Genomic DNA, 17,030 nt, shown 5'->3' on the forward strand with positions numbered 1-17,030 from the left:
AAAAAACGATGTTCGAAAGGGTGAATACATGATGCGCCGTATACTAGCTGTAGTAGCAGGAGCTGTTTTATTATGTGTTAGTATGAAAGCAGAAGCTGCCGTTTTTAGTGATGTACCGGAAAGCCATTCACTTGCGCTAGAGATCGAATATTTAGCAGGAGCTGGCGTCATTTCAGGCTATACCGATGGGACGTTTAAGCCGAATGCGCCGATTGCGAAAAAGCATATTGCGAAAATGTTGACGCATGCGCTGCTCCTACCGACGACGGATTTAAAGCCGTTGCCGTACAAAGACGTGCCGATGACGCACCCGTATTATAAAGAAATTGCGGCGGTGTACACAGCGGGCATTTTCAGTGATGCCGAAAACTTCCGACCAGAATCGAGCATTTCGCGTGCGTTTATGGCGAAAATCATTTCGACGAGCTTTGAGCTAAAGTCGATTGCACAAAATGCGATGACGTATGTCGATGTGCCGACGACGAGCGAGTTTTATCGTCCGATTCAGCTCGTGACGATGAACAACATTGCACAAGGGTATGAGCTAACAAATGGCTACGGACCGACGACGTTTGCGTTTGCGCCAAGCAATTTGTTAACGCGTGCACATTTCTCCGCATTTTTAGCGCGTGCGATGTCGCTATCAGCAGGAGATTACACACCGGATACACGCTATACGTACACGTTTGAACATGCGGACGGGCTAATTACACGTATGGAGTTTGACGAAACGCAGCAAATCGAAGGCGGCATAGGGACGTTTTGGAACATGTATGAGGAAAATCGTGATGGTTATGAAAGATGGTATATGTATTTTACACGCGCGGACATTTGGAGCTACGCCGAGCCGGAAATTTCAAACTTTTACGTGACATATCCATTTACGGTCGGTTATAAGCGAGGTAATTCGCTCGATTATATGTATTACAACCATCGCCGCGACATTCTAGAAACGAAGGCAACGTATCGAATTGGCGATATTACGTTTTATGACGTTGTCGTCGTGCGTGATCGTTATTGGGACGAGGCGCTCGTGACGATGACCGAGGAGACGACGTATATCGCGAAGCATTACGGCGTTGTGGCGAAGGAAGTGAACGGGGAGTTCGTAACGTGGCTCGTGCGACGTGATTTGAAAAATTAAACACGTAAAAATGTCCTCTAATATATGGGGGCATTTTTTGTTGTGACAAATTTGTTGCATAAGGTCTATTTATCCTATGTTTATTTTTCTTTACACCGACTAAAGGTTCATTCATACTAAAGAGCAGTATCCTAATAGTTTGATTGAAAGGTTAAATTTGGTTTGTCGTGATAAATAAATCGAAACGACGAGAAAGAAAAAATAACATAGAGGTGTTTACGTATGAGGAAAAGATTATGGTTAGCAAGCCCTGCATTAGCGTTAATTTTAATGACTTCAACAGTAATGGCAGAGGAGACAGTGTTACCAATTGCACAAACAGCAACAGCAGAAAGACCTGAATTAGTGCCAGTGAAGTTCGGCACACATACAGTCGAATTTATTGAAAGCGATCGTTCATTTTTATCAACAGTAACACAAACGGCTTCATCATGGGCACAAGTAAGCGATGCCATTTATGAAGCGGTGAAAAATTACGAGCCGCAATTACAAATGAAAATCAGTATGACAGATGTTACGAGCGAACAAATTATAAGCGCATTAAAAGATGGTTTTGGAAAAAGTGAATACACATATGGAATCGGTATCGATACAGCTATGAGCGTCTCTTCTGCTGGTATATTGACATTTAAATTCACATACCCTGTATCGATTGAAAAAGAACAAGCGATTACAAAATACGTAAAAGATACTGCAGCAAACATTTTCAACGATCAAATGACCGACTTCCAAAAAGTCCGTGCAGCGTATGAGTACATTATTACGAACACAAATTATTCAATCGCACCGGAAGAAGATGGTGGCGGTCACTCAATTTACTCAATCGTGAAAGATGGCATCGGTGTATGTCAAGCGTACGCCTTATTGTTCCAACGTTTAATGGAAGAAGAAGGCATTGCATCGAAATATATCGTCGGTGTCGCAGGCGGAATTAATCACGCATGGAATTTAGTTACAATTGATGGCAAAACGTATCATATCGACGCTACATACGGCGATCCTGTATTCAGTCAATACTTCGCAACATATGATGCAGCAGGAAATGGCACAATTGTTGGTGAGCAAAAAGAGATTACGATGCCACAATATGTCAAGTACAACACGTTTTTAATGTCAGAGGAGCAATTAGCTAAAAATGCAGGGCATGTTATTAAAGAGGAGCGTCCGTACCCGAAGCCAAGCTCAGACGACTTTGCAGCGTGGCATAACGTTACAAATGCAGTTACGTTAGATGGCAAACATTATTATTATCAAAATGAAAACACATATGAGCTACAACTAGCCGATTTTACACAGCAAACGTTAAAGCCAATCGCCTTACCAATCGATACGCTTGAAGTAAGCCAAGTAGAAAACTTAGTCGCATTTAATGACCGTATTTTCTTTATCAATGCGTATAAAGAGTTATCTCAAATTACGAAAGACGGGACAATTAGTGTAGTAACAGAAGGATATAAGCAAGGCTATTCATCTAACACACTAGCAGGTTATATTGCCGTAACAAAAGATGCATTAAAAGTGTATGCATTAGATGGAACAATTGAAAATGGTCGATACACGAGCTTACATCTTTATTCAACAGACACGCTCATTTACGAAAAATCGTTAAATGGAGTAACTGAGCAAGAAAACATACCGGAACTAGGGCAACCAGTTGAACCAGAACAACCGAATGAACCAGAGCAGCCAGTAGAGCCAGAACAACCAGAGGAGCCGCAAATACCTATTTATGTAGACGAACAATCCCCTACAATTCATGGTGTAGATGTGTTAAGTGGCAACGTACAAGCAGGCAATGTGTATGAGTTCGAAGTGATGGCAGAAGATGAATCAGGCATTAAGATGATTTACGCGGTGTTCCAATCGCCGAGCGGAATGCAGAAGGTAAGTGCCATTCATGAATTTGATACGCCAACGAACAATTACGTTACGTCGATGATGACGGACAAACTTAGCCCGTTTGCAGAAACAGGTCAATGGTTTTTACAATATTTATATGTAGAAGACGGTGCAGGTAATTATACTGAGCATACATATAGTCTAGGGGCGGGTATTGCGAATCTTCCGACGAAATTTGTACAAGTGGAGCCGAAACCTTTAGAAGATCAACAAGCACCAATCGTAACGGACATAGAGTTTACGAAAAAGGTGATGACCGTTGAGGAGCAGCTTCAGTTTGCGCTTTATGTAGAGGACGAAACGGAAGTGCAACACGTTTACGTAGAGTTCACATCTCCAAGTGGGAAGCGAATATTAAAGGCTGATGTACAAAGCGTAGAGAACGGAAAATATGTGTTACAAACGGCAAAGTTAAGTCCATTTGCAGAGCTTGGTGCATGGCATCTAAGTAAAATTTACGTAGAGGATACACTAGGGAACTTTGATGAAAAATTATTTGATGCGACGAATACAGCAGCGACGATTCAAGTGAATGCGGTAGACCGCGATACACAAGCGCCAATCATCGAATCCATTAAAACGAACAAAGAAAGCTTCATAGCAGGAGAACAGCTTCAGTTAACAGCAAAAATTCACGATTCTGCTTCGATTGAAAACGTCTATGCAGAATTGCACTCACCAAGCGGGAAGCAAATCATCAAAACGACGTTACAAGCAAAAGATGAGACGAATCAACTGTATACGTTATTAACAGACAAGCTGCCACCATTTGCAGAAACGGGCACATGGTACGTTCATAAGTTATACGTTGAAGACGCATACGGCAACTATACTGAGCATCAGTACGAACGAAATACGACAGTATTAACTATCGATGTCGTCAAGGCAAACGTTGATGAAGAAGCACCCGTAAGTCAATTTACGTTGCTAAAGCCGTTAGAAGTTTCAGTCGGGCAAGCAATGCATATTCCGGTGACAGTAACAGATGCTTCTCGTGTAGAAGACATTTACGTAAAAGTGTCATCACCGACAGGGAAGCATCACGTCGAAGCGACATTACAACCAACAGCTGATGCGACAGGTGAATACGTATTAGTGACAACAAACATTGCCCCGTTAGCGGAAGCAGGCGAATGGTACGTTTCTTACGTTTATACAAGCGATGAAGTTGGCAATTATGTCGAGCATACGTACACAGCTGAAAACACACCAGCAAACGTAACGGTACAAGGAAAGCAAGTCGATTACGAAGCACCGAACGTAACGAACGTGCTTGCACCGGAGAAGTCTGTTCAATTAGGTGAGCAAGTGCCACTACAAGTAACGGCGAGTGATGATGGATCAGGCGTATCGCACGTGCAAGTGAAATTAACGTCACCAAGTGGAGCACATACAGTGGAAACGACAGCTGAAGTGGAAAACATCGGTGACAATACGTACGCGCTGTTAACGAAGCGTCTGAATCTTTTTGCAGAAACGGGTGAATGGTACGTGTCGTATGTATATGTAAGTGACAAAGCGGACAATTACCGCGAGTACACGTACATAGCAAAAGACGCGCCTGCAACTGTAAACGTCACGACGGCGTTAACGGAAGCACCACCATCAGACGACATTGTGTTTGAACAATGGGAAGCGCAGCAAAACGTGGCTCGTGATAAAGAATGGACGATTGATTTCTCGTTAAATGTAGATATTGCGACGATTTTAACGAACAATATTTATATAACGAATGCGCAAGGGCAAAAAATTGGCGCGCGTTTCATTATTGATCGCCAAGCAAATGGGCAAGCAAGCTCGATTACGATTGCACCGCTAGATCGTTACGAAGCACAAGCGACGTACACATTATGGATTAAAGACGTTATGAGTACGGACGGGCAAAAGTTAACGAAAAACGAAAAAATGCAATTTACAACGACGAAGTAAAAAACAACCTATAAGCTGCCGACATGTGCAGTTTATAGGTTGTTTTGTTATTTTAACGGCGTATTCGAATCGTGTTTTTGTAGCATTTTGCTGTAGTCGACATAGACGCCTGCGTTCGGGTCATCTTGCTTGTCGAAAATTAGCTGTTGAATTGCCGTTTTATCCGTCGTGCCCCAGTAGTTTTCTTGCGCGCGAATTTGCGCCTTGTTTGAGCCGTTCGTTACTTTAATTGCATACGTCGTTGGGTTAAAGCTGTTGTATTGAATGATCGTCTCGCCTTCTGGGAAGTTATCGACGACGATGCTCGTATGCCCGCCGTTGAAATAATTGTTTTTAAATTCGGCTTTGTTGTATAGCTTTGATGGGGCGACGATAATTTCGCCCGCGTTTTTAAATAAATTACGCTCGAACACGTTGTCTGCGCGCGAGTTGATTAAATTAATCGCTTTCGTGTTTTCGACGATCGAGTTTTTCATCGTAAACTTTGCGCCACCTTGTGCTGGTGTGCCGCCGACAATTTTAGCGTACTCCATATACACTTCAGGGTGCGGCTCGGCTTTTGGCGATTTCGGCTCAATGTGCAAGTTGTTCACAACGACGCGGCTGCTGCTCGTGCCGACGATGTTTAACTTCGTGTTCACAACTTCTAGCGTATAGCCGTTTCCTTCGATGACAACGCCTTCCTCGACGTTTAACACCGCACCTTCTGCAAGCTGAATATTACCTGTTACGGTATACGGCGACATGCGCTTCGTTAACGTCATATCGCGTTTAATCGTGCCGCTTAGTTCAGAGGCGCTGCTTGTCGTCTGTGCTTTCACCGTTACTTGGAATGTTTTCGTTTCGGTCGCGCTGCCTTTTGAAATCGTTGCCGTTAACGTAACGATTGTATCGGTCGTCGGGCGCGTGACGATGCCGCTGCTTGTGATGAGTTGCTCGTTTGATGATTTCCACGCAATCGACGTGCTGTACGTGCCTGTCTTTGGCAACGTCATGTTCGCCGTGACGCTCGTTGGCACTGTTAGCTCCGCGGCTGCTTTTTTCACGTCCGCTGCGTCAGTGTTTGTGTTTGGCGTTTGCTGAAGCTCGGCAATTTGCTTTTTCAGCGCGGCATTTTCCGCTTCGAGCGCGGCTACTTTGTTTTGCAAGTCGTTCATATAGCTGTCAACAGCAGGCTGCATATGCACGATTTTAAATTCGCCGTTTTGCAAAATGAAATCAACGGACTCGGCTTTTGCTAACGGTGTGCCCGTTTTAGATGTGACGTTCGTCGTAATCGTTAACGTGTACACTTCACCGAGCACGTAATTGTTTGTCGGAATGACTTGCACCGTTTTTGCACTCGTTGCCTTCACTTCGGCGTTAAACGGCTTTCCTTTTGAATCGGTAATGTAAATGGCGTTATTTTGAATCGATTGGGCGTTGACGTCGTCGCTAAAGTCGATGCTCCACACTTTTTTCGTGTCGTGAATGTCTCGACTTGTGTCTGCGTACGTGACGTGCTGTGCGGCAAACGTGAACACCGCGACGAGCAGTAGACGCATGACAAATGAGTGAATGTTTTTCATCGTATGACCTCCTAGTGTTAAGTATGCATTATTTTATCATGCAAATTCTGTAATTTAACGCGCTTCACAATTACTTAACATAAACGAAATATTGTAAATAATTTGCGCTTGAAATAGAAAATGGCTCTTCACCATAACTTGGGGTTGCTTTTCACGTCGAGGCAGGCTTTCCGCGGGCGCGGCTCAAGCCTCCTCGTCGTTCGTGCCTCACGACTGCGGGGTCTTGAGGCTCGCGCTTTTCCCGCTGGAGTCCGCCTCTCGTTTCAAGCAACTTTTATACGTCAACCCCAGCTTACGGTGATGAACCTAGAAAATGTTAGTTGTTTGTCGGTAAATGTGTTAAAGGGTGGGTTGCATGAAAATACATGGAAATAGTGTCGCAAGTAATTTTGTTAATACGAGTGTGCTGCAAAAAGGGGCACGTATCGGCAATGGCGGTGAAGCGGCGACGTTGAGCCAATCGACGTTACAGCTAAAAGCACCAAATGACGTATTGAAAAACTTTACGAACGATTTAACACGTTTGAAGCTGACGATGCAACATAGCAACGATTATGAAACGGCGAGCAAAGCGGTCGACGTACTTGATTTCGATCAGTTTCAAGCGTTTCGTGAAAGCAATAAACAAATGATGGAAACGTCACAAAAAGAGCAGGACGCATATAGTTTGCTTATTCAAAAGCTAGCTAGTTTCAAGCAATCGATCATACAATAATAGGAAAAGAGGGCATACAATGATTCAACAAGTAAGTCGCATTTTGGCGCAAACAGAAGCTTCTTATCAACAAACGAACGTTGCAACGGAGCAGCAGTTCGCAAACGTGCTAGCCGAAAAAACAAAGGCGCTTGACGTAACGGACGTGGAGGCAGCAGTCGAGGATATCGCAAACCGATACGACGTTCGCAGTATGACGTTTGAGCAGTTAACGGAGATGGCAAATGAGATGCACGATGCCGGGGCAATGACGTTTAAAGAAATGATGATGATGATGACGTTTGACTACGGTCGCGCAACCGATTATATAAAGCAAGCGGCAAACGGCAACGCAGCACCGAACTTTACGATGTATGAAACGGCTGCGGACGACGCTGGACGCATCGACTGGATTGCCGAATTTACCGCACGCGCGGCGAAAGATCAAAAGTACGGCAATCTCATCGGGCAGTCGAATAAAATGAATATTGTACAACTGCTTCAATCGTTACAGCGATAATGAAAAAAGGGCTTGCTTGAACATGTTCAAGCAAGCCCTTTTCGTATGTACTCAATATTTTTTTGCGTAATAGACCATGCTTAAAAAGACGACCGAAATGTAAAACGCCATAAACAGTGATAACGCATGGAACGCGGTCGCCTGAAGAGGAGACATCGGGTTAAAGAGGAGCATTAATAATATGGCAAAGCCGACACCCCAAAAGTAACTGATGTAAACGGCGCGTTCCCGAATTGCTTGTGCGCGCTCGTCCTTCGCGGCAAAATGTGGAGATAAATACGCTAAACAAAACGACATAACCGCCATCGCAAATGCCATGAGCGCTCCAGGAAATTGCCCTGCATACATACTTGCACCGTTAATAATGAGCCCGTTTAACAAAAAGATAACACCTAATAGTAAAAATAACGTTCGCTTGCTATTCATTGCGTCTCCTCCTCATAAATAAAAATGTCTTCAATCGGACAGTGAAATAAACGTGCTAGCTTAAACGCTAACGTGATCGAAGGATTGTAGCGTCCTTTCTCTAACGAAATGATCGTTTGCCTCGATACACCGAGCTTTTCGGCGAGTGCATCTTGAGACAATCCATGCGTTGCGCGCAGCTCTTTAATATGATTTTTCATCGCTTCACCTACTTGTAGTAAAGTTTGCTTTACGTAAAGTAGACTTTACATTAGGGAGATGAAAAAGGCAAACGAAAAAACCTTTAGACGAAAATGTCGGCTAAAGGTTTTTTCTGTTTACGACGCTTCGTGCATGCGTGCGTACAGCGCGTTTTTCGCAAGCAGCTGTTCATGTGTGCCGTGCTCGACGATTTCGCCGCCGTCCATGACGTAAATATGGTCAAACTGCGCTAAGTTTGTAAGGCGATGTGTAATGATGACGAGCGTTTTGTCCGCAGCTTCACGCAGCATCGTCGCAAGCAGCTGCTCTTCTGTTTGCACATCGACGCTCGTGAACGGTTCATCGACGAGCCAAATGTCGCCACCTTTTAGCAACAGACGGGCAAACGCAAGACGCTGCTGCTCGCCGCCCGATAAGTTGCGACCTTTTTCAAAAACGGGTGCATCGAGCGTTTTGTCGAGCTGTGCGCGCTGTAGTGCATCGGTAAGCTGAGCGTCCGTTGCGTGTTCGTTTGCTAGTAATAAATTGCTGCGAATCGTGCCAGCAAAAAAGTGATTGTGCTGAAGCATCATGCCGATATGAGTGTAATACGAATTGCGTTCAAGCTGATGCAGCGGAATGTCGCCGAGTAATACTTCACCAGACGTCGGCGCCATTTCGTGCATAAGCAGCTGCATGAGCGTCGTTTTCCCTGAGCCACTCGCACCGACAATGGCGATCTTTTGTTGATGGGCGATATGCATATGAATGTGTGAGATGGCAGGGCGTGTGCTTCGTTCATACGTGTATGAGACGTCTTGCAGTAAAAGTGATGCACATGCATGCGCTGCGATGACCGAGCCGTTGTTTTCGTCCGTTTCGGTAATATCGTGCAGCTGTGCGACCGCGCGTTTCGTATCGCGTAAAAACGTCGGCACGCTCGCCATCGGAATCGCCGTTTCAAACACGGTGAGCGACACGAGAATGAGCATCGCAAAATATACGCCTTCCACATCGCCTGTCGATACCGCATACGCCCCGACGAAAATAATGAAAAATGCCGTCGTTAGCGCAATCGCTTGGTTCCAAATATAGGAGGAGCTTTCGCGATTTTTTTTGCGCTGTAACGATTTGGCGTAGTCGTTTGTGAGCTGACGTAATTGCTGCTCTTTTTGCTGATGAGCGTTATGCAGCAGCAACTCGCGGTAGCCGTAAAAATATTCCGTTGCCGCAATCGTTGCGTCGCGCGGTTCGGCTTGTAGCTTGCGCATCGAAAGCATCGCTGGCATGACGACCGTCGTTAGCAATAGCCCAATGAGTAACAGCCCAGCAAGCAGCGGTGAGAAAAAGAGCATGAACATCATCGTTGCGACAAAGACGAGCATCGTCACAAGCGGCGGGTACAGCACCCGTAAAAAGAAGTGCTGCAGCGTTTCAACATCGCTCGTAATGCGCGTTAGTAAATCGCCGCTTTTATAGCGCTGCAATACGTGTGCTTGTGGCAGCAATTTGTCGAAAAAGCGCATGCGCACGTCATGCATGAGCTGAAACGTTACGCGGTGTGACAGTAAGCGCTCCGCATATTTGCTTGCCGATTTCGTAACGCCAAACAGCTTTAAAAATGCCGTTAAAATTAAAATGACGTAAAACGGTGGCATGAGCGCGGCTTTTGAAATGAGCAGTCCGCTTTGGGCGAACAGTGCGACTGCCGTTAAGCCGCTTACTGTACCAGCGAGCAACGTCAGTAATACTGTTTTTTTATCTCGCCAAATGATGTGAAGAAGTAGCTGCATCATTATTCATCCTTTCTGTTGACAATGCGTCCATTCGCAATTTCGTACACGACGGTCGCGCGGTCAATGCTTTGCTTTTTATGCGCGGTCATAATAATCGTTGCGTGCTGACGTAGCGTATCGATTGCATCGAGCAATAAACGTTCGGTTGTGACGTCAAGCGCGGCGGTCGGCTCATCTAAAAAGATAATGCGCGCACGTTTCACAAATGCACGGGCGATGGCAACACGCTGCTTTTCGCCGCCCGATAAGCCGAGCCCACCTTCACCGAGCATCGTGTCGAGTCCGTTCGGTAACGTTTCTACCCAAGTTGTGAGCTGTGCTTGTTGCAGTGCCGCAAATAACGCATCATCACTCACCGTTTGCCCGATGCATACGTTGTCACGCAGCGTACCGGCAAAAATGTACGGGTGCTGTGACATGTAGCTCATTTGTGCGTACCAGTCTGCCTCGCTGTAGTGATGGCGCGGGCGACCGTCGTACAATAGCGCGCCGCTTGTTAACTCCGCAAAGCTCGATAACATGTTCAGCAGCGTCGTTTTACCGTGCCCTGTTTTGCCGACGAGTGCGACGACTTCGTTTGGGCGAATTGTAAGCGATATCGGACCGATTGTTGTCGTGTCGTCGTAGCGTAATGTCGCGTCTTGTAGCGTAATCGTTGGCTGAAGCGGCATCGGCTCTTCTCCCCATGCGACGTGCGTATACGTTTTCGTAAGCTCCTGTTTAATTAACGTCGCTGCCCCTAAACTGCCACGCCCTGTATGGAATGCAGCGCCGAGCTCTTTTAACGAGTTGTAATATTCTGGTGCAAGCGTTAGCACGAAAAATGCTGGTGCGAACGTCAGCGTTTGGAATACGATCATTTGGAAGCCAATTTCAAGCGCGACTAAACCGATGCCGAGCGTTGCAATGAGCTCGATAAATAGCGTCGAGGCGAACGCGATTTTTAACACGGTCATCGTGCGTTCAGTGAAGCCTTTATTGCTTTCATCAAGGACGTTTGCTTGCGTTTGTTGCTGTCCGAATAGGCGAATCGTTTGTAAGCCTTGCAGTAAATCTAAAAACGTGCCAGAGAAGCGGTTCATTGCATCAAGCTGCTGCTCGGCTTTTTTTTGCGTCTGCATGCCGACGATGATGTACGTAATTGGCACAAATGGCGCGGTAATGAGCATGATCCAGCCGCTGTTTGTGTGCGTGCAAAAGACGGCGATTAACACGACGAGCGGAATCGTCATCGTCTTCATGAGCTGCGGAATGTAGTCGCGGTAGTAGCTTTCTAGCTCGTCGACTGTCTGCATGAGCAGCGTCACTTTATCACCTGTTGCCGATTGGACATAATCATTTAATGGTACGTTTGCCCAATGTGCGAGCAGCTTTGTCCGAATTTGTTGCTTCGCGTCATAGGCAAGATGCCCGCCGATGCGCTGAATGCTCCACTGCATCGCAAGGCGTAGCGCAATCGCTGCAGCAAGGTAATTAAAATAAACAAATGTATTAGTGAATTTATGTTGTTCGATAAAAACGGCTGTGACGATTTGGACGATGCTGTAGCCTTGCAGTAAAATGCTTGCGCTTAACAAAACGGCGCTTACTAAAATGCCTGCTACAGCAAATGGTTGTTTTCGAATAAATTGTTGTAAAAATGCCATCGTTCTCGCTCCTTTCGTTTATGATAGAAAAAAGTGTGGCAAATAAAACTAGGGGTTTTCCACTAATATTGTGTATTTAGGGGGCGCCCCCTATATAATTTTGTCACAAGTTTTTTTACACTGAAAGAAGAGTGCGGTAAGTGTCATTTGTTGCCGATTTTGCTTTGGTGGACGCTTTCAGCAGAGGGCAACACGATGTTGGTTACAAAGGAGTTGTCGTATGGACGCGACGAATTTAGCCTTTGTTCCGCAACAAAACTGAAATCAATGCTGTACATTAGCGGCAGTGAGCGAGCCGTGAAACTGCCAATTGACTAGCGTATCAAGACGCTTGTTATTTTAACGAAAGGACTGTACGCGATGACGTTAACGAACAATTACTTTAAAGAAATTTACGAGCATATCCAAGACGGCATTATCGTCATGACTGCCTCGCGCACAATCGTCATGATGAATCCGGCGGCAGAGCGATTGACCGGCTGGCGTGTTGGGGAGAGTGTGCCGTACTGTACGTATTGTCAAGAGCGGGTAAAAGCAAGCGGTGAGCCGACGTGCTACTTAATTGCCAATAGCGAAGTGCCATCGTTTTTATCGCAAATGCCGACGTATCACGGCAAGCAAATCGACGTTGAAATGAGCACTGCGGCGATTTATGCGAACACCGAAAGCGGCGAGACGGAATATTTGCTCGTGCTGCGCGATCAGGAGCTGCTAAAAAAGGCGCAGGAAGTCGATATTACGAAAAAGATGATGCATGCGCTCATTGATGCGAGGGAATCAGAGCATAAACGGCTTGCGCAAGAGCTGCATGACGGCGTTGGACAATCGCTCTTTACGGTGTCGGTCGCACTGCAGGCGGTGAACTCGTTCATTCACGACAATCCGAAGCTGTCTTCCTACATTACCGAAGTACAGCACGAATTGCAGCGCGCAATGGACGATGTGAAGGCGTACTCGCACCGGCTCCGACCGCACAGCTTAGATCAGCTTGGACTCGTGCCGACAATTCAAACGATGCTGCAGCATTTTGATAAAAATATGCCGCACATTTCGTTTGCATGTCAGTCGCACAACGTCGAGCGGTACACACCTGACGTCGAAATTAACGTCTACCGCGTCGTGCAGGAGGCGATTCATAACGTGCTGAAATATGCGAATGCGAAACATGTAAGCGTAACGTTGTCGGACGATGCGGACTATTTGCGCGTGACGATTACAGATGATGGTATCGGCTTTGATCGCAAACAGCTACAAAGTGAAGGGCTCGGGCTAAAGCATATGGAGGAGCGCATGGCATTTATTGACGGCGCGTGCCGTATTACGTCCGTATTAGGTGAAGGAACGACAATTGAACTACGCATACCGAGGTGGCAAAATGATGAACATATTATTAGTAGATGATCACGTATTAATTCGTAAAGGCATTGCGCTACTACTGGATCATTACGACGATGTGACGGTCGTTGGCGAGGCGAGCGATGGTGAGGAAGCAATTCAGCTTGCATATCAGCTTGAGCCAGACGTTATATTAATGGACATTTCGATTCCAGGTGGGCTAGACGGCTTTACAGCAGCGAAGGAAATTAAAGAAAAGCTGCCGCACATTAACATTATTTTTTTAACGATGCATAACGAAATTGCATACATTGAACGCGCCATTGAACTGCAGGCGGACGGTTACATTTTAAAAAACAGTCAAGGCGGTGTCATGTACGAAGCAATTTACAAAGTGTATCATAACGAGCGCTACTTCGACGTCGGCTTACCGGACGAGCAGCTCGACAAACTGTTTAAGCAAAAGAAGAAAAAAGGTGACGTCCTTTCAACGCGCGAGCAGGAGGTGCTACGCTTAACGATTCTCGGCTACACGAACGTCCAAATTGCCGACAAGCTGTTCATTAGCGCAAAAACGGTCGAAAACCATAAGGCGAACATTATGCATAAGCTTGAGCTGACGAGTAAGGCGGAGCTCATTCAGTACGGCATTACGAACGGGTATATTGATTGAGGGGAAAGTGCTTACGTGCTAGTGGGAAATTCTTTTTTCCACTAGCATTTTGTTGTTTTCGTAGTTGCTTTTCTTCGAGCAGGCTTTTGTAGGGGGACGGCTCGACGCTCGTACTGTTTCTCTAGAAGTTTGCTCTTCCACGTCGCAACTACTTCTTTACACTTTCAGGACTGAATACATCGCTCTCCTTCGAACGTATTCCAATTGTTCAAATAAATTACTTGCAATGAAAACCATGTTGAACGCACTTTCGCAATCGTTGTATGTATTCCTCAAACGTTTTAAACCGCAAAATTCATGTTTCCGCAGTCTCAGCTATGTAACGTGCAACATATGAGTTACTGTTTGTGCGCGGCAAGTCCCAAGAAAGCGAGCCGCAGAAGCGAACACGTTTCTCACATCTGCCTCGACGTGGAGAGCAATACCCCCAATTCCTCTTTCCTCCACCATTTGTTCACATTTTCCTGCTCGTTATAGTGGGAAACCCCTATATTTTCGTTCTTCGCGTCGTTCTATACTGACAATACAGTTTGAAGCACGAGGGGGCACGAGCATGAGCAAGAAAGTGGTAGCTATCAGTTTTACGCTGTCATCGATTGCGTTATCGACAATTATCGCAGCGATTTTGTAATGTAAGGAGGCATTTCAAATGGATCAATCAGCCGTTTTTTGGAGTCGGGCATTAACGGAACTGACGTTATCATTTCATATTTTATTCGCAACATTAGGTGTCGGTGTGCCGCTCATGATTTTAATTGCGCAGTACGTCGGCTATAAGAAAAACGACGCGCACTACACGCTCATGGCAAGACGCTGGGCGCGCGGCTTTACGATTACGGTAGCAGTCGGCGTCGTAACCGGTACAGTGATTGGCTTACAGCTATCGTTGCTTTGGCCGCAGTTTATGGAGCTTGCAGGGCAAATTATCGCCTTGCCGCTATTTATGGAAACGTTCGCCTTTTTCTTTGAAGCGATTTTTTTAGGCATTTATTTATATACGTGGGATCGTTTCCAAAATCCGAAGCACCATATGCTACTGCTCATTCCGGTAGCGATTGGCGCATCGATGTCAGCCGTGTTCATTACAATCGTCAATGCGTTCATGAATGCACCGCGCGGATTTGACCTCGTCGGTGGAGAGCTTATTAACATTCAGCCGATTTTAGCGATGTTTACACCAGCGATGCCGACGAAAATCGGGCATGTGTTAACGTCAAGCTATATGACGGTGGCGTTTATTTTAGCTGCCATTGCCGCGTATCGATTACTGCGTGGTGAAGACCATGTGTATCATAAAAAAGCGCTTAGTTTAATGATGAAGCTTGGTATTATTTTCTCGCTTGCAACGGCGCTTGTCGGGGACTTCTCAGCGAAATATTTAGCGGAGTACCAGCCAGAAAAGCTTGCTGCAGCAGAGTGGCATTTTGAAACAGAAGCAGGAGCGGATTTAATTTTCTTCGGTGTGCTTGACGGCGAGGAAGTAAAATATGAAATTCGCATTCCGAAAGTGCTCAGCTTTTTAGCGAGCAACGACTTCAATGCAGAAGTAACGGGGCTGAATGAATTTTCCGAGGACGAGCAGCCACCGCTTATAACGCACTATTTCTTTGATGTGATGGTGTCGATCGGCGTGCTCATGATCTTTGTATCGTTTGCATTCGTATTCGGGAAATGGCGCAACTGGCAATGGATTCATTCGCGACCATTTAGATGGTTCATCGTGCTGAGCGGACCGCTATCACTCGTGGCGATTGAAGCGGGCTGGTGGTTAGCAGAGCTCGGTCGTCAGCCGTGGATTTTATACGGCATTATGCGCACAGCAGACGGCGCAACGACTGCTACTGGTGTCGAATGGCTCTTCATTGCATTTGCGATTGTGTATTTCATTTTAGCAATCGGCAGCATCGTCGTATTACGTCGCATGTTTAAACATAACCCAGTCGAAAAAGAATTAGCAATGCGTGAAGGCGGTGGGGTGTAATGTTTTTAGAAGTGTTAGGCATTACGGTATTATGGATTTTCTTGCTCGGTTACGTCATTGTTGCCTCGATCGATTTCGGGGCGGGGTTCTTTAATGCGTACAGCTTAGTGACGAATAAAAATCATATTTTATCGGGTATTATTAAACGTTATTTATCGCCAGTGTGGGAAATTACGAACGTGTTTTTCGTGTTCTTCTTCGTCGGCATCGTCGGCTTTTTCCCACAAACGGCGTATTACTACGGTACAGTACTTCTTGTGCCAGCGTCGATCGCGCTCATTTTATTAACGCTGCGCGGTAGCTACTATGCGTTTGAATCGTATAGCGGCGTGACGGGGCATAAAGGGTATGCGCTCATGTACGGTTTAGCAGGGTTATTTATTCCTGCTTCACTTTCAGTCGTGCTGACGATTTCAGAAGGTGGCTTCGTACAACTAACAGAAGTAGGACCACAGCTTGATTACAACGCACTGTTTACGAGTCCGCTCACATGGGCAATCGTCGTGCTTAGTATTACTGCTGTGTTATATATATCTGCCGTGTTTTTAACATGGTATGCGCATTATGCAGGCGATAATAAAGCAGGTATGCTTATGCGAAAATATGCGCTCGTTACGTCATTGCCGCTTATCGTCAGCGCAATCGGCATCATTGTCGAAATGCGCCGCACAGGCAACTGGCATTACGCGAATATGGTCGATTTATCGTGGCTATTTATCGTATCGGGCATTTTATTTTTGGCGACAACTGCACTACTTTGGCTGAAAGACAAGTACGGATTTGCCGTATTGCTGATGATTTTACAATTTGCAACTGCATTTTTCGCATACGGCATCTCGCACTATCCGTATTTACTGTATCCATATTTAACGGTGCACGACAGCTTTACGACAACGTCTATGGCAATAGCAATCGTCATCGCGTTTATCGCTGGGCTATGCTTACTCATTCCGTCGATGTATTTAGTGTTGAAGCTGTTCATTTTCAACAAGTCCTACGCATCTGGCGACGAAGAAACGCACGTATAGGGGTGAATTCGTATGGAGCACTTTTTAATCTTTTACGCACCGATTGTTGTCGTCGTGGCATCAATTGCAGCGGCATTCGTCGTCGCGGTGAAAACAGCTGAATAAGCGAATTAGGCATTTGAGTAGCTATGGCTCAAATGCCTTTTTCTTTTCAAGTAATGCGTGCAAATGTTCATTTTGCGACGTTCGCTCGACTGCGGAGTGCCACGCC

Annotated in this window: 14 protein-coding genes; 9 read left to right on the forward strand and 5 right to left on the reverse strand. The window is 45.8% G+C overall.

Annotated features, from left to right (window positions below):
* Nucleotides 1-28: 28 nt before the first annotated feature.
* Both A6K76_RS07790 and A6K76_RS07795 read left to right on the forward strand, forming a co-directional pair.
* A complete protein-coding gene (locus A6K76_RS07790; protein WP_083995332.1) occupies nucleotides 29-1,144 on the forward strand; it encodes an S-layer homology domain-containing protein in 1,116 nt (371 codons plus the stop codon).
* A 222-nt stretch (nucleotides 1,145-1,366) separates the two neighbouring features.
* A complete protein-coding gene (locus A6K76_RS07795) occupies nucleotides 1,367-4,972 on the forward strand; it encodes a transglutaminase domain-containing protein (RefSeq protein WP_066463766.1) in 3,606 nt (1,201 codons plus the stop codon).
* 47 nt (nucleotides 4,973-5,019) lie between these two features.
* Here the strand turns inward: A6K76_RS07795 and A6K76_RS07800 are convergent, their stop codons facing one another.
* The gene (locus A6K76_RS07800; protein ID WP_066463768.1) at nucleotides 5,020-6,540 is read right to left on the reverse strand and encodes an Ig-like domain-containing domain; all 1,521 of its coding nucleotides are present in this window, start codon (nucleotides 6,538-6,540) and stop codon (nucleotides 5,020-5,022) included.
* 355 nt (nucleotides 6,541-6,895) lie between these two features.
* Here A6K76_RS07800 and A6K76_RS07805 point away from each other — a divergent pair, with 355 nt between their 5' ends.
* Nucleotides 6,896-7,255: a hypothetical protein gene (locus tag A6K76_RS07805; RefSeq protein WP_066463770.1), complete on the forward strand. Its 360-nt coding sequence runs from the start codon at nucleotides 6,896-6,898 to the stop codon at nucleotides 7,253-7,255.
* Nucleotides 7,256-7,274: 19 nt separating this feature from the next.
* Nucleotides 7,275-7,754, forward strand: coding sequence for a hypothetical protein (locus tag A6K76_RS07810; protein WP_066463773.1), 480 nt, complete (start codon nucleotides 7,275-7,277; stop codon nucleotides 7,752-7,754).
* 51 nt (nucleotides 7,755-7,805) lie between these two features.
* On the opposite strand, the gene A6K76_RS07815 is transcribed toward A6K76_RS07810, so the two are convergent.
* From A6K76_RS07815 to cydD, 4 genes are all read right to left on the reverse strand, one after another.
* A complete protein-coding gene (locus tag A6K76_RS07815; protein WP_066463774.1) occupies nucleotides 7,806-8,180 on the reverse strand; it encodes a hypothetical protein in 375 nt (124 codons plus the stop codon).
* Complete coding sequence (locus A6K76_RS07820) at nucleotides 8,177-8,380, reverse strand: helix-turn-helix transcriptional regulator (protein WP_066463776.1); 204 nt, start codon at nucleotides 8,378-8,380, stop codon at nucleotides 8,177-8,179. Before A6K76_RS07820 ends, A6K76_RS07815 begins: the two co-directional genes overlap by 4 nt.
* 117 nt (nucleotides 8,381-8,497) lie before the next feature.
* Nucleotides 8,498-10,153 carry a thiol reductant ABC exporter subunit CydC gene (cydC, locus tag A6K76_RS07825; protein WP_169817997.1) on the reverse strand — a complete coding sequence of 552 codons (1,656 nt, stop codon included), beginning with the start codon at nucleotides 10,151-10,153 and terminating at the stop codon, nucleotides 8,498-8,500.
* Between the two features lie 2 nt (nucleotides 10,154-10,155).
* Entirely contained in the window at nucleotides 10,156-11,802 is a 1,647-nt protein-coding gene (gene cydD / locus A6K76_RS07830; RefSeq protein WP_066463782.1) for a thiol reductant ABC exporter subunit CydD, read from the reverse strand.
* A 360-nt stretch (nucleotides 11,803-12,162) separates the two neighbouring features.
* Here cydD and A6K76_RS07835 point away from each other — a divergent pair, with 360 nt between their 5' ends.
* The 5 genes from A6K76_RS07835 (at nucleotide 12,163) to cydS (ending at nucleotide 16,924) form a co-directional block, all read left to right on the forward strand.
* The gene (locus A6K76_RS07835; RefSeq protein WP_066463784.1) at nucleotides 12,163-13,203 is read left to right on the forward strand and encodes a sensor histidine kinase; all 1,041 of its coding nucleotides are present in this window, start codon (nucleotides 12,163-12,165) and stop codon (nucleotides 13,201-13,203) included.
* Nucleotides 13,181-13,810, forward strand: a complete 630-nt coding sequence (locus tag A6K76_RS07840) for a response regulator (protein WP_425393871.1) — start codon at nucleotides 13,181-13,183, stop codon at nucleotides 13,808-13,810. Before A6K76_RS07835 ends, A6K76_RS07840 begins: the two co-directional genes overlap by 23 nt.
* A gap of 649 nt (nucleotides 13,811-14,459) precedes the next feature.
* On the forward strand, nucleotides 14,460-15,791 hold the full coding sequence (locus tag A6K76_RS07845) for a cytochrome ubiquinol oxidase subunit I (RefSeq protein WP_066463788.1): 1,332 nt from the start codon (nucleotides 14,460-14,462) through the stop codon (nucleotides 15,789-15,791).
* Nucleotides 15,791-16,819 (forward strand): cytochrome d ubiquinol oxidase subunit II, encoded by a 1,029-nt coding sequence (locus A6K76_RS07850; protein WP_066463790.1) that lies wholly within the window; start codon nucleotides 15,791-15,793, stop codon nucleotides 16,817-16,819. The genes A6K76_RS07845 and A6K76_RS07850 overlap by 1 nt, the downstream gene beginning before the upstream one ends.
* A gap of 12 nt (nucleotides 16,820-16,831) precedes the next feature.
* Nucleotides 16,832-16,924: a cytochrome bd oxidase small subunit CydS family protein gene (gene cydS, locus A6K76_RS17275; RefSeq protein WP_425393872.1), complete on the forward strand. Its 93-nt coding sequence runs from the start codon at nucleotides 16,832-16,834 to the stop codon at nucleotides 16,922-16,924.
* The last annotated feature ends 106 nt before the right edge of the window (nucleotides 16,925-17,030 follow it).

It is taken from the genome of Caryophanon latum, assembly GCF_001700325.1.
Taxonomy (GTDB): Bacteria; Bacillota; Bacilli; order Bacillales_A; family Planococcaceae; genus Caryophanon; species Caryophanon latum.

Coding starts and splice junctions, on each gene's coding strand:
- A6K76_RS07790 (WP_083995332.1), top strand. CDS start 29: ATGATGCGCCGTATACTAGCTGTAGTAGCAGGAGCTGTTTTATTATGT.
- A6K76_RS07840 (WP_425393871.1), top strand. CDS start 13,181: ATGAACATATTATTAGTAGATGATCACGTATTAATTCGTAAAGGCATT.
- A6K76_RS07810 (WP_066463773.1), top strand. CDS start 7,275: ATGATTCAACAAGTAAGTCGCATTTTGGCGCAAACAGAAGCTTCTTAT.
- A6K76_RS07850 (WP_066463790.1), top strand. CDS start 15,791: ATGTTTTTAGAAGTGTTAGGCATTACGGTATTATGGATTTTCTTGCTC.
- A6K76_RS07820 (WP_066463776.1), bottom strand. CDS start 8,380: ATGAAAAATCATATTAAAGAGCTGCGCGCAACGCATGGATTGTCTCAA.
- A6K76_RS07805 (WP_066463770.1), top strand. CDS start 6,896: ATGAAAATACATGGAAATAGTGTCGCAAGTAATTTTGTTAATACGAGT.
- A6K76_RS07795 (WP_066463766.1), top strand. CDS start 1,367: ATGAGGAAAAGATTATGGTTAGCAAGCCCTGCATTAGCGTTAATTTTA.
- A6K76_RS07835 (WP_066463784.1), top strand. CDS start 12,163: ATGACGTTAACGAACAATTACTTTAAAGAAATTTACGAGCATATCCAA.
- cydD (WP_066463782.1), bottom strand. CDS start 11,802: ATGGCATTTTTACAACAATTTATTCGAAAACAACCATTTGCTGTAGCA.
- cydS (WP_425393872.1), top strand. CDS start 16,832: ATGGAGCACTTTTTAATCTTTTACGCACCGATTGTTGTCGTCGTGGCA.
- A6K76_RS07845 (WP_066463788.1), top strand. CDS start 14,460: ATGGATCAATCAGCCGTTTTTTGGAGTCGGGCATTAACGGAACTGACG.
- A6K76_RS07815 (WP_066463774.1), bottom strand. CDS start 8,180: ATGAATAGCAAGCGAACGTTATTTTTACTATTAGGTGTTATCTTTTTG.
- cydC (WP_169817997.1), bottom strand. CDS start 10,153: ATGCAGCTACTTCTTCACATCATTTGGCGAGATAAAAAAACAGTATTA.
- A6K76_RS07800 (WP_066463768.1), bottom strand. CDS start 6,540: ATGAAAAACATTCACTCATTTGTCATGCGTCTACTGCTCGTCGCGGTG.